The organism is Aminobacter sp. GW821-FHT11F06 (assembly GCF_058808215.1).
In genome coordinates, this window is sequence record NZ_JBXARL010000007.1 from 230,843 (window position 1) to 243,036 (window position 12,194).

Annotated in this window: 9 protein-coding genes; 3 read left to right on the plus strand and 6 right to left on the minus strand. The window is 62.3% G+C overall.

Features of this window, described 5'->3' with window-relative positions:
- Window positions 1-3: 3 nt before the first annotated feature.
- The 6 genes from glgC to AC1RTB_RS18500 all read right to left on the minus strand — a co-directional run bounded on the left by glgC (window position 4) and on the right by AC1RTB_RS18500 (window position 9,175).
- Window positions 4-1,266, minus strand: a complete 1,263-nt coding sequence (gene glgC / locus AC1RTB_RS18475) for a glucose-1-phosphate adenylyltransferase (RefSeq protein WP_492880076.1) — start codon at window positions 1,264-1,266, stop codon at window positions 4-6.
- Between the two features lie 14 nt (window positions 1,267-1,280).
- Window positions 1,281-3,497 (minus strand): 1,4-alpha-glucan branching protein GlgB, encoded by a 2,217-nt coding sequence (glgB, locus tag AC1RTB_RS18480; RefSeq protein WP_492880075.1) that lies wholly within the window; start codon window positions 3,495-3,497, stop codon window positions 1,281-1,283.
- Between the two features lie 52 nt (window positions 3,498-3,549).
- Window positions 3,550-6,015: a glycogen/starch/alpha-glucan phosphorylase gene (locus AC1RTB_RS18485; RefSeq protein WP_492880074.1), complete on the minus strand. Its 2,466-nt coding sequence runs from the start codon at window positions 6,013-6,015 to the stop codon at window positions 3,550-3,552.
- 158 nt (window positions 6,016-6,173) lie between these two features.
- On the minus strand, window positions 6,174-6,959 hold the full coding sequence (locus AC1RTB_RS18490; protein WP_492880073.1) for an ATP-binding cassette domain-containing protein: 786 nt from the start codon (window positions 6,957-6,959) through the stop codon (window positions 6,174-6,176).
- Window positions 6,959-8,041, minus strand: a complete 1,083-nt coding sequence (locus tag AC1RTB_RS18495; protein ID WP_492880072.1) for an ABC transporter permease — start codon at window positions 8,039-8,041, stop codon at window positions 6,959-6,961. Before AC1RTB_RS18495 ends, AC1RTB_RS18490 begins: the two co-directional genes overlap by 1 nt.
- A 102-nt stretch (window positions 8,042-8,143) precedes the next feature.
- On the minus strand, window positions 8,144-9,175 hold the full coding sequence (locus AC1RTB_RS18500) for a sugar ABC transporter substrate-binding protein (protein ID WP_492880071.1): 1,032 nt from the start codon (window positions 9,173-9,175) through the stop codon (window positions 8,144-8,146).
- Window positions 9,176-9,366: 191 nt separating this feature from the next.
- Here AC1RTB_RS18500 and AC1RTB_RS18505 point away from each other — a divergent pair, with 191 nt between their 5' ends.
- The 3 genes from AC1RTB_RS18505 to AC1RTB_RS18515 are packed head-to-tail and all read left to right on the plus strand — an operon-like array spanning window position 9,367 to window position 11,986.
- On the plus strand, window positions 9,367-10,617 hold the full coding sequence (locus tag AC1RTB_RS18505) for an ROK family transcriptional regulator (RefSeq protein WP_492880069.1): 1,251 nt from the start codon (window positions 9,367-9,369) through the stop codon (window positions 10,615-10,617).
- Between the two features lie 2 nt (window positions 10,618-10,619).
- Window positions 10,620-11,066, plus strand: a complete 447-nt coding sequence (locus AC1RTB_RS18510; protein WP_492880068.1) for an RbsD/FucU family protein — start codon at window positions 10,620-10,622, stop codon at window positions 11,064-11,066.
- Window positions 11,063-11,986, plus strand: a complete 924-nt coding sequence (locus tag AC1RTB_RS18515) for a carbohydrate kinase family protein (protein ID WP_492880067.1) — start codon at window positions 11,063-11,065, stop codon at window positions 11,984-11,986. The genes AC1RTB_RS18510 and AC1RTB_RS18515 overlap by 4 nt, the downstream gene beginning before the upstream one ends.
- Window positions 11,987-12,194 lie beyond the last annotated feature (208 nt).

Consider the following 12,194-nt stretch of genomic DNA (forward strand, 5'->3'; position numbering starts at 1 on the left):
CAATTACAACTCCAGCCTGTTGATCATGTCCTGGGTGATCAGGCAGATGCCCTTTTCCGAGACGCGGAAACGCTTGGCGTCAAGCTCGGGATCCTCGCCGACGACCAGCCCCTCGGGGATGTGTACGCCGTGATCGATGACCACGCGATTAAGCCGGGCGTAGCGACCGACATGGCAGGCCGGCAGCATCACAACATCCTCCAGCGTCGCGTAGGAATTGATCCGCGCACCGGTGAAGATCAGGCTGCGCCGCAGCGAAGCACCCGAAACGATGCAATCGCCCGAGACCAGCGACGACACCGCCGAGCCGCGCCGGCCGTCCTCGTCATGGACGAATTTGGCCGGGGGCGTCAGTTCCGAATAGGTCCAGATCGGCCAGTCGCGATCGTAGAGGTCGAGTTCGGGCGTCACATCGGTCAGGTCGATATTGGCTTCCCAATAAGCATCGACCGTTCCGACATCGCGCCAATAGGCCTCGCCTTCGGTGCTCGAGCGCACGCAGGATTTGGCGAAGCGATGGGCTACGGCTTTGCCGTGCTGGACGATGTAGGGGATGATGTCCTTGCCGAAGTCGCGGCTCGAATCCGGCTCCGCGGCGTCGCGGCGCAACTGCTCCATCAGGAACTTGGTCTTGAAGACGTAGATGCCCATCGAGGCGAGCGCAAAGTCGGGCTTGTCGGGAATGCCGGGCGGATCAGCCGGCTTTTCGATGAAGGAGATGATGTTGTCCTTCTTGTCAACATGCATCACCCCGAAGCCCGACGCCTCCAGGCGCGGTACTTCGAGACAGCCGACTGTGACATCCGCACCGGCATCGACGTGCTGACGCAGCATCAGTTCGTAATCCATCTTGTAGATGTGATCGCCAGCGAGGATGACCATGTATTCGGGGCCATAAGCCTCGATGATGTCGATGTTCTGGTAGACCGCGTCGGCGGTGCCCTCATACCATTGAGTCTCGGAGACACGCTGGCTGGCCGGCAGGATGTCGAAACTTTCGTTGCGCTCTGGCCGCAGGAAGTTCCAACCGCGCTGCAGGTGGCGGATCAGCGAATGCGCCTTGTACTGGGTGGCGACGCCTAGACGGCGGATGCCCGAATTCAGCGCGTTGGAGAGCGCGAAATCGATGATGCGGGTCTTGCCGCCGAAATAGACGGCTGGCTTGGCACGCCTATCGGTCAGTTCCTTGAGCCGGCTGCCGCGCCCGCCCGCCAGAACATAGGCCATGGCATCGCGCGCCAGCGGCTGGTTTCTCTTGATTTCCATGGCACCCTCCCTGCTCAGTCCGCCACAAATTCAAGCATGATCGTCGCCAGCGGCGGCAGAAGCAACGTCGCGGCTGCCCCTCCTCCATCCGTCGGCCGTGCGGTGACCATGCCGCTGTTTCCCTTGCCCGACCCGCCATAATCCAGCGCATCGGAGTTGAAGATTTCCCGCCAGGTGCCGGCCTTGGGCAGCGGCACGCGATAGTTTTCGCGCATGATCGGCGTGAAGCTTGAGATGACGGCGATCGGGGCAGCGCCCGGCGCCTTGCGCAGCCAGGCAAAGACCGAGTTCGCCGCGTCATCGGCGATCAGCCACTCGAAACCCTCGGGTTCGCAGTCGCGCGCGTGAAGTGCTGGGCGCGAGCGGTATAGCTGATTGAGATCGCGCACCAGCGTCTGGACACCGCGATGCGGCGCGAAGTCGAGCAGGTTCCAGTCGAGCGCCCGCGCTTCGCTCCACTCGGCGCGCTGGGCGAACTCCTGGCCCATGAACAGAAGCTTCTTGCCGGGGTAGCCCCACATGAATGCATAATAGGCACGCAGCGTGGCGAACTTCTGCCAGTCATCGCCAGCCATCTTGGTGAGCAGCGTGCCTTTGCCATGCACGACCTCGTCATGGGACAGCGGCAGGACAAAATTCTCGCTGAAGGCGTAGAGCAGACCGAAAGTGATTTCGTTGTGGTGGTGCTTGCGGTGGATCGGCTCCTTCGACAGGTACTCCAGCGTGTCGTGCATGAAGCCCATGTTCCACTTGAAGCCGAAGCCGAGCCCGCCCTCATGCACCGGCTGCGACACCTTCGGCCACGACGTCGATTCCTCGGCGATCGTCATCACGCCGGGATGCGTGCCATAGACTGATGCATTCATCTTCTGCAGGAAACGGACCGACTCCAGGTTCTCGCGGCCGCCAAACTCGTTGGGGATCCACTCACCTTCCTTGCGCGAGTAGTCGAGGTAAAGCATCGACGCCACCGCATCCACGCGAAGCCCGTCGACATGGTATTTCTCTGCCCAAAACAGCGCATTGTTGACCAGGAACGAGACCACCTCACGCCGGCCGAAATTGTAGATCGCGGTGTTCCAGTCGGGATGGAAGCCTTGGCGCGGGTCGGCATGCTCATAGAGTGCGGTGCCGTCGAAATGCGCGAGCCCATGTTCGTCGACAGGGAAATGCGCTGGCACCCAATCGAGGAGAACGCTGATACCGGCCTGATGGGCACCGTCGACAAAGCGGGCGAAGCCATCAGGATCGCCAAAGCGCGCCGAAGGCGCGTAGAGCCCTGTTGTCTGGTAGCCCCACGAGGGATCGTAAGGGTGTTCGGAGATCGGCAGGAACTCGATATGGGTGAAGCCCGTCTCGACGACATAAGGGATCAGCCTGTCGGCCATCTCGTCCCAGGACAGGAAGCCACCATCGTCTCGCCTCTGCCACGAGCCGGCATGAACCTCGTAGATGCTGATCGGCTGGCGGCGATGGTCGGCCGCTTTCCAATAAGCGCGATGCGCATCGTCGGCCCATTCGTGGGCCTGGGGCCGGTCGGTAACCGACGCGGTCGCTGGCCTCAGTTCCGAGCGGATGGCGTAAGGGTCCGCCTTGAGAGGCAGCCTGACGCCACGGGCTCCGATCAGCTCGAACTTGTAGGGCCGGCCGGGGCCGATATCGGGAATGAAGATTTCCCAGATGCCGGTGTCCTGGCGCAGCCGCATCGAATGGCGGCGGCCGTCCCAGTCGTTGAAATCGCCAACGACCGAGACGCGGTGGGCATTGGGCGCCCAGACGGCAAAATGCACGCCATCGACACCTTCATGCGAAATCAGATGCGCGCCGAGCTTGTCGAACAGCCGGAGATGCGAGCCCTCGGCGATGAAATAGTCGTCCATCGGCCCAAGCACGGGACCGAAACTATAGGGATCGGTGAGCCACCAGTCGCCGCCGGCGTTGCGCGCGTGGTAACGCAGCGGCTGGCGCTTGCGGATCGTCAGCTTGCCCTCGAAGAAACCGACATCGTTGCGGCGCGCAAGCTCGCCGCAGGCCTTGCCGTCCAGCGTATGTGCCGTGACGGCTTCGGCATGGGGCACGAAACAGCGCGCGAGAAAGCCCTTGCCCGATTGCTGAAGTCCCAGAACCGCGAACGGATCGCCATGGGTTCCGTTGACGATCGCCTCAACATCGCTGTCCGCCGCTTTTTCAAGCTCCGGTTTCGGTTCGGCGGCGGCGCCGGGCTTCAGCATGTTTCGGTTTCCCCTCCCAGGGTTCTGCGCGAGGTCAGTTCATGCAATCACATCAGGCCGGCACGTTCCAGATTTCTTTGGCATATTGTCGAATGGTTCGGTCGGAAGAGAACCAGCCGACACGCGCGACGTTGCGAATGGCACGCGCATACCAATCGGGACTGTCGCGCCAGACGGCATCGACCTGCCGCTGGGCAGCGGCGTAGGAATCGAAGTCGGCCGCGACCATGAACCAGTCGTGCTGGTAAAGCCCGTCCATCAGCTCGCGGTAGCGCGCCGGATCGTCGGGCGAAAACACGCCGGACGAAATCGCCGCCACCGCCTGCTTGAGTTCGGGTGAACCGTCGATCACCGCACCCGGCTGATAGTCGCCGCTGCGCCGCTGCTCGACCTCCTTGGTTGTCAGGCCGAAGATGAAGATGTTGTCGTCGCCGACATGTTCCTTGATCTCGACATTGGCGCCGTCGAGCGTACCGATGGTGAGCGCGCCGTTGAGCGCGAATTTCATGTTGCCGGTGCCCGATGCCTCCATGCCAGCGGTCGAAATCTGCTCCGACAGGTCTGCCGCCGGCATCAGGATTTCAGCTGCGCTGACATTGTAGTTCGGAACGAAAACGACCTTGAGCAGCCCACGCACCGAGGGATCGCGGTTGATCACCTTGGCCACGTCATTGGCCAGTTTGATGATCAGCTTGGCGTTGTGATAGCTCGGTGCCGCCTTGCCGCCGAAGAATTTTACGCGCGGCATCCACTCGCGCTCGGGATGCGAGCGGATCTGGTCGTAGAGCGCCACCGCCTCGATGATGTTCAACAGCTGGCGCTTGTATTCGTGGATGCGCTTGATCTGGATGTCGAACAGCGCCGACGGATCGACCTTGATGCCCAGCCGCTCGGCGACGAGATTGGCAAGCCGCTCCTTGTTGGCACGCTTGACGGCCGCGAACCTTTCCCGGAACGCCGCATCGCCGGCAAAGCTATCCAATTCCCGGATCGTCTCGATGTCGTCGAGGAACCGGTCGCCGATCGCTTCCCGCACCAATCCGGTCAGGCCCGGGTTGCACTGGATCAGCCAGCGACGCGGCGTGATGCCGTTGGTCTTGTTGTTGATGCGTTGCGGATAGAGGCTGTGAAGGTCGGCGAACACGGTCTCCTTCATCAACTCGGTGTGCAAAGCCGAGACGCCATTGACGCTGTGCGACCCGACAAAGGCCAGATTGCCCATGCGCACGCGCCGCTCGCCGTTTTCCTGAATCAGCGAGATGCGGGTGATCTGTTCGCCGGTGAAGCGGCCGGTCGCCCGCGCCTCCAGCAGCACCTCGGCATTGATGGCGTAGACGATCTGCATGTGGCGCGGCAAAAGCCGCTCGAACAACGGCACCGGCCAGCTTTCCAGAGCTTCGGGCAGCAGCGTGTGGTTGGTGTAGGCGAAGGTGCTCTTGGTGATGCCCCAGGCCGTATCGAAGTCGAGGCCGTGCACGTCCATCAACAGACGCATCAGTTCGGGCACGGCCACTGCCGGATGCGTGTCGTTGAGATGGATCGCCGCCTTGTCGGGCAAGGAATTCAGGTCGCCATACTGGCTCAGATGCCGCTGAAGGATGTCCTGTAGCGAGGCGGTGGAGAAGAAATACTCCTGGCGCAGCCGAAGCTCCTGGCCCGCAGGCGTTGCGTCCGCCGGATAGAGCACACGCGACAGCGCATCGGCCTTGTTGCTCTCGGCGAGCGCGCCGATGTGGTCGCCGGCGTTGAACTTGTCGAGCAGGATCGGGTCGAGCGGCATGCCGGACCATAGGCGCAGCGTGTTGACGCGCGCTCCGCGCCAGCCGACCACAGGCGTGTCGTAGGCAACGGCCAGCACGCGGTCGGTCGGCTTCCAGACGTGGCGCTCAAGCCGCCCGTCCTTGGTGGTGATGGATTCGACCGAGCCGCCGAAACCGACTTCGAAAGCGCGCTCGCGGCGCTCGAACTCCCAGGGATTTCCGTGTTCGAGCCAGGTTTCAGGCAGCTCGACCTGCCAGCCGTCATGGATCTCCTGGCGGAACATGCCATTGGCATATCGAATGCCGTAGCCATGGGCGGGAATGTTGACGGTCGCCATGCTTTCCATGAAGCAGGCAGCAAGGCGGCCAAGACCGCCATTGCCGAGGGCTGCGTCGGGCTCCAGCTTGGCGATGACGTCGAACTCGACGCCGAGCGAGGCGAGCGCCTCGCGCATCGCTTCCATCAGGCCAAGATTGGAAAACGCGTCGCGCATCAGCCGGCCGATCAGGAATTCCAGGGAGAGGTAATAGACCCGCTTGGCGCTCTGGTCGTAGGCCTCCTTGGTCGAGGAGATCCATTCGTCGACGATGCGGTCGCGCACGACCTTGATCGACGCTGTCAGCCAGTCATATTCGGTGGCAACGGTGGCGTCCTTGCCAAGCCGGTATTTCAGCGCGCTCAGGATTTCGGCAGCAAGTGCCTCAGGGCTGGTATCGCCAAGTGGCTGGGGGATATTCGGGGTCACTGCGCGGGTCATGTCGCCTCTCGCATCCTGTTCGGCCACCTAGATGTTTCCTCCCTCGCCGACACCTATCCTCCCGCACTCATGTTAGCCACTCCGAATGCGATCTCAATCGATTTAAACCTTCGCGTCAATATTGCGCGACGCGAAGACTTAAGGTTGTGGTCGAGCGGTCAGGCGGCGGCAAGCACCGCCTCCGGCGGCGCCTTGGCTCCGGTCATGAAGGCCACGGCGTCCGACATGGTATATTCCTTGGGATCGATGACGGTAAGCCTGCGACCGAGCCGATGGATATGGATGCGGTCGGCGACCTCGAACACATGCGGCATGTTGTGCGAAATCAGCACGATCGGCAGCCCGCGCCGCTTCACGTCGAGGATCAGTTCCAGCACGCGGCGGGATTCCTTGACGCCCAGTGCCGCTGTCGGCTCGTCCATGATGACGACTTTTGAGCCGAAGGTGGCAGCACGCGCCACCGCCACGCCTTGGCGCTGGCCACCGGACAAGGTCTCGACCGCCTGGCTGATGTTCTGGATGGTCATCAGGCCGAGTTCGGTCAGCTTTTCGCGGGCACGCTTTTCCATCGCACCCCGGTCGAGCATGCGGAACCAGCTGCCGAGAATACCAGGCTTCCTGATCTCGCGGCCGAGGAACATGTTGTCGGCGATCGACAGTGCCGGCGACAGAGCAAGGTTCTGGTAAACCGTCTCGATGCCGGCGTCGCGGGCTTCCATCGGCGCCTTGAAATTGACCACCTTGCCGTCGAGGCGGATCTCGCCTTCGTCAGGGATAATGGCCCCCGAGATCGCCTTGATGAGCGAGGATTTGCCGGCACCGTTGTCGCCGATCACGGCGAGGATTTCGCCGGGATAGAGGTCGAAATCAGCCTGGTCGAGGGCGGTGACGCGGCCATAGCGCTTGACGAGGCCGCGGGCGGTGAGAAGTGGTTCGGTCGACATTAGCCTGCAACCTTTCTGATCCACTGGTCGATGGCGACAGCGATGATGATGAGCGCGCCGATCAACAGATAGGTCCATTGCGGATCGGTACCGATCAGGCGCAGGCCGAGCTGGAACACGCCGACGATCAGCGCGCCAAACAGCATGCCGAGGATCGAACCGCGCCCTCCGAACAGCGAGACACCGCCGATCACCACCGCAGTGATGGATTCGATGTTGGCGAACTGACCGGCGGTTGGCGAAACCGAGCCGATGCGTCCGATGAGCACCCAGCCGCCGAGCGCACAGATCAGCCCGGAAATCACATAGACGGAGATCAGCACCCTGTTGACGCGCACGCCGGAAAGCTGGGCCGCCTCGGGATCGTCGCCGATGGCATAGACATGCCGGCCCCAGGCGGTATGGTTCAAGACATACCAAAGCACCATGACCAGCAGAACCATGGCGATCACGCCATAGGTGAGCACGGCATTGCCGAGTTTGAGCGTTGTGCCGAACAGTTTGAGGATCGGCGCCTGTGCGTCGATATCCTGGGCGCGGATGGTCTCATTGGCCGAATAGAGGAAGTTCGAGGCCAGCACGATCTGCCACATGCCGAGCGTCACGATGAATGGCGGCAGCCTCATATAGGCAACGAGCACGCCGTTGATCCAGCCGCAGAAAGCGCCAACGGCAAAGCCGCACAGGACCGCCAGCGACGGCGGCAAGCCGTAGCGGAAGGTGAACTGGCCCATCACCACCGAAGACAACACCATGATGGCGCCGACAGAGAGGTCGATGCCCGCGGTCAGGATGACCAGCGTCTGTGCTGCACCGATGATGCCGGTGATGGCGACCTGTTGCAGGATCAGCGTCATCGAGAATGCCGAGAAGAACTTGCCGCCGACAAGGACGCCGAACGCGATCAGCGAGGCGACGAGCACGATCAACGGCACCGCCGCCGGATTTGAATGCAGGAAGTGCTGGATCTTTTCGACGGGCGAGCGTGCGTGCGTGTCGAAGCTTGCCACTGACGTGTCGCTGGCCGAGAGAGCCTTCTCGAACTCCTGCGGTCGCCTGGCATCTGCCGATGCGTCAGACATGTCGAATTCCTCCCAATGAGGGATTTTTATCCCTCTTGTGGGAAGGGCGACCAAGGGGCCGCCCTTCGTCTCAACAGAGTGTCACGCCGTCAGGCGCTCAGATCAACCCCAGCACTTGGCCAGGCCGGTCTTGACGTCGATGGAGTCCACGCCCTTGGCAGGCTTGTCGGTGACCAGCGCCACGCCGGTGTCGAAGAAGGCCTTGCCTTCGGTCGGCTTGGGCTTTTCGCCGGTGTCGGCAAACTTCTTGATCGCCTCGATACCGAGGGCAGCCATGGCCAGCGGATATTGCTGCGAGGTTGCGCCGATCACGCCGGCTTCTACGTTCTTGACGCCCGGGCAGCCACCATCGACGGAAACGATCAGTACGTTCTTTTCCATGCCGACAGCCTTGAGCGCCTCATAGGCGCCGGCAGCGGCAGGTTCGTTGATGGTGTGCACGACATTGACGCTGGGATCCTTCTGGAGAAGGTTCTCCATCGCCTTGCGGCCGCCCTCTTCATTGCCGTTGGTGACGTCATGACCAACGATGCGCGGATCGACTTCGTCGCCGATCTTGTTGGGGTCCTTCACGTCGATGCCAAATCCCATCATAAAGCCCTGATCGCGCAAGACGTCGACGGTCGGCTGCGACGGTGTCAGATCGAGGAAGGCTATCTTTGCGTCCTTGGCCTTGTCGCCGAGGGTCGCGGCAGCCCACTGGCCGATCAGCTTGCCGGCGAGCAGATTGTCGGTGGCGAAGGTCGCGTCAGCCGCGTCGGCCGGCTCAAGCGGAGTGTCGAGCGCGATCACCAGAATGCCCGCATCGCGCGCTTTCTTGATCGCCGGCACGATGCCCTTGGTGTCGGATGCGGTGATCAGGATGCCCTTGGCGCCGTCGGCGATGCAGGTTTCGATCGCCGCGACCTGGCTTTCGCTGTCGCCGTCGATCTTGCCGGCGTAGCTTTTGAGGTTGACGCCGATCTCTTTCGCCTTGGCGGCGGCGCCTTCCTTCATCTTGACGAAGAAGGGATTGGTGTCGGTCTTCGTGATCAGGCATGCGCCAACGTCCGCGGCCGATGCGGGCGCCGCGAAACCGGCAAGTGCTGCCACCGCCGCGCCAAAGACAGTCGTCTTCAGAACTGAAAATTTCATCGGGTACTCCTCCCAAAACCAAACCATGCGGTCCCGTCCGCCGGGCACCGCCCCGGACACTCATGCACTCTTCCCAGTCGAGTATCCGGCATCAACGAAACACCAATCGCAAACGGGAGTCAATAATTAAATCACTCTTATTTATTATTGACAGGATTGCGGTCGAACCGCATTCTGTCCAAAACAACAAGATGGAAATTACGGGGAGGAAGCCGGTGGAGGCCGGGAGTGTGAGGCACGGTTCGCCAGATGCTGTGGAGAGTCCGCAGCCGCGCGGCACCAACCAGAGCGGCATGCGCGATCACAACGAGCGATTGGTGCTGTCGCTGGTGCGGCAGAGCGGTGCGCTGGCCAAATCCGACATCGCACGCATGACCGGCCTGTCGGCCCAGACGGTCTCGGTGATCATGCGCGAGTTGGAGGTTGAAGGCCTGCTGCTGCGCCAGGCGCCGGTGCGCGGCAAGATCGGCCAGCCCTCGATCCCGATGGCGCTCAATCCCGATGGCGCCTACTTCATCGGTCTCAAGATCGGGCGGCGCAGCGCCGAGCTCGTACTTATCGATTTCCTGGGCAAGACGCGCGCGATGCTGCAGAATTCGTACCGCTACCCTACCCCGCGCGACACCATCGATTTCGTCAAATCGGGCATCGCCCAGATGCGCGCCACCCTGAAGCGTGAACAAGACCAGCGCATCGCCGGACTTGGCGTGGCCATGCCTTTCGAACTGTGGAACTGGGTCGACACTGCAGGCGCGCCGCGCGAGATCATGGACGAATGGCGCAACCGCGACATTCGCACCGACCTGCAAGCGCTGTTTGGTTTCCCAGTCTATCTGCAGAACGACGCCACCTCGGCCTGTGGTGCCGAGCTGGTTTTCGGCGACATCGGCACGCTGCGCGACTTCGTCTACTTCTACATCGGCGCCTTTGCCGGCGGCGGCTTGGTGCTCAATGGCAGGCTCTTCACCGGGCCGACCGGCAATGCCGGGGCGCTCGGCTCGATGCCCGTACCTGGGCCGGGCGGCAAGCCGACACAGCTCATCGACGTCGCATCGATTGCCGTGCTCGAAAAGGCGCTGAACGCCAAAGGCATCGACGCCGCCTATCTCTGGACCTCCCCGGAAGAATGGGGCGATCTCGGCCCAGACCTGGATATGTGGATCGCAACGGCGTCGGATGCGCTCGCTTATGCCATCGTCGCTTCGGCATCGGTCATCGATTTCGAATGCGCCGTCATCGACGGCTGGATGCCGCCGACGATCCGCGCCCGCCTCGTCGAAGCGGTACAGGCCGCGATCGGCAAGATCGATGTCGAAGGCCTGCGCATTCCGTCCGTTCGCGAAGGCACCGTCGGCATCCACGCCCGTGCCTTGGGCGGCGCCAGCCTGCCGCTGTCGGAACGTTTCCTCATCGGTTCGTCCGCACCTTCACGAGGGGTCTGAGCGTGCTTATAGGCATTCCCGCCCTACTTGGCCCGGACCTGCTCTTCACGCTGCGCGCCATGGGGCACGGCGACGAGATCGCCATTGTCGACGGCAATTATCCGGCGCTTGAACATGGCCGGCGCGTCATCCGCGCCGACGGGCTGGAATTGATTCCGGTGCTCGACGCCATTCTTCAGGTGCTGCCGATCGACGATTTCGTGCCGCAGGCCATTTTTCGATCCTCGGTCAAGGGCGACCCGGCCCTGTCCGACCCTGTGCACGACGAGATCGAAGCGGTCTGCGCCGCGCGCGCACCCGGCTTCAAGGTCGTGCCGCTCGCCGGCAACACCTTTTATGAACGTGTCAAAGCCGCCCACACCATCATTGCCACCAGCGAGCCGAGGCTCTACGCCAACGTCATCGTCCGCAAGGGCGTCATCTATCCAAAAGGAACCGGCAAGCCATGATCTTGTGCTGCGGCGAGGCGCTCATCGACATGCTGCCAAGGCAAAGCCAGGCGGGCGAACCGGCCTTTGCGCCTTATGCCGGCGGCGCGATCTTCAACTCGGCCATCGCACTCGGGCGGCTTGGCGTGCCGGTCGAGTTCTTTTCCGGGCTCTCCTCCGATCTGTTCGGCCAGCAAATCCGCGAGGTCCTTGCCGCCAGCAATGCCGGCTCCCGCTATGCCGATGTCTCGGCGCGGCCGACGACGCTTGCCTTCGTGCGCCTCACCGACGGACACGCGACTTACACCTTCTACGACGAGAACACCGCCGGGCGCATGCTCACCGAAGCCGACTTACCAGCACTTGGCGATGACATCGACGCCATGCTGTTCGGCGCGATCAGCCTGATCCCGGAGCCGTGCGGCTCAACCTATGAAGCGCTGATGAAGCGCGAGCACGAAAACCGCGTGATGATGTTCGACCCCAACATCCGCCCGGGTTTCATCCAGGACAAGCAAGCCCATCTCGAACGCATGCTGCGAATGCTTGCCATGGCCGACATCGTCAAGCTCTCCGACGAGGACCTTGCCTGGTTCGGCGAGACCGGCAGCCATGACGAAATCGCCGCCAGCTGGCTGCGCAAGGGACCGAAGCTGGTCATCATCACCAAGGGCAGCAAGGGCGCTGTCGGCTACAGTGACAAGCACACGGTTTCGGCGACCTCGGAAAAGGTGGCCGTGGTCGATACTGTCGGTGCCGGCGACACCTTCAATGCAGGCGTGCTCGCTTCGCTGCACGAGCAGAACGTCCTGACCAAAAGCGCCATATCAGAGCTGTCCGAAACAGCCATCGAAAAGGCCCTTTTGCTTGGTGCGCGGGCGGCGGCAGTGACCGTTTCACGCGCCGGCGCAAACCCACCATGGCGGCGTGAATTGGCCTGAAACAGCCGTTTTCGGGCGGTTTGGCCGATCACTTTATGTTTCGCTTCGCCAAGCCGGCTCAGCAGCCTGATCGCGAAATCCCATGTTTTCCGCCAATTTGAGCGCGAAATCGCGTCAACCGAAAGTAACAAGAACCGCAGGCGCGCCATGGATGCCGCAGGGCGGTCGTCTTTTTCGCTTTCGGCAACTCTGCTATCAGCGGCCCGAA

Excerpts from the sequence above, each read along its gene's own strand:
- AC1RTB_RS18515 (WP_492880067.1), top strand. The coding sequence starts at position 11,063 with ATGATCTTGTGCTGCGGCGAGGCGCTCATCGACATGCTGCCAAGGCAA.
- AC1RTB_RS18505 (WP_492880069.1), top strand. The coding sequence starts at position 9,367 with ATGGAAATTACGGGGAGGAAGCCGGTGGAGGCCGGGAGTGTGAGGCAC.
- AC1RTB_RS18495 (WP_492880072.1), bottom strand. The coding sequence starts at position 8,041 with ATGTCTGACGCATCGGCAGATGCCAGGCGACCGCAGGAGTTCGAGAAG.
- AC1RTB_RS18500 (WP_492880071.1), bottom strand. The coding sequence starts at position 9,175 with ATGAAATTTTCAGTTCTGAAGACGACTGTCTTTGGCGCGGCGGTGGCA.
- AC1RTB_RS18490 (WP_492880073.1), bottom strand. The coding sequence starts at position 6,959 with ATGTCGACCGAACCACTTCTCACCGCCCGCGGCCTCGTCAAGCGCTAT.
- glgC (WP_492880076.1), bottom strand. The coding sequence starts at position 1,266 with ATGGAAATCAAGAGAAACCAGCCGCTGGCGCGCGATGCCATGGCCTAT.
- AC1RTB_RS18485 (WP_492880074.1), bottom strand. The coding sequence starts at position 6,015 with ATGACCCGCGCAGTGACCCCGAATATCCCCCAGCCACTTGGCGATACC.
- glgB (WP_492880075.1), bottom strand. The coding sequence starts at position 3,497 with ATGCTGAAGCCCGGCGCCGCCGCCGAACCGAAACCGGAGCTTGAAAAA.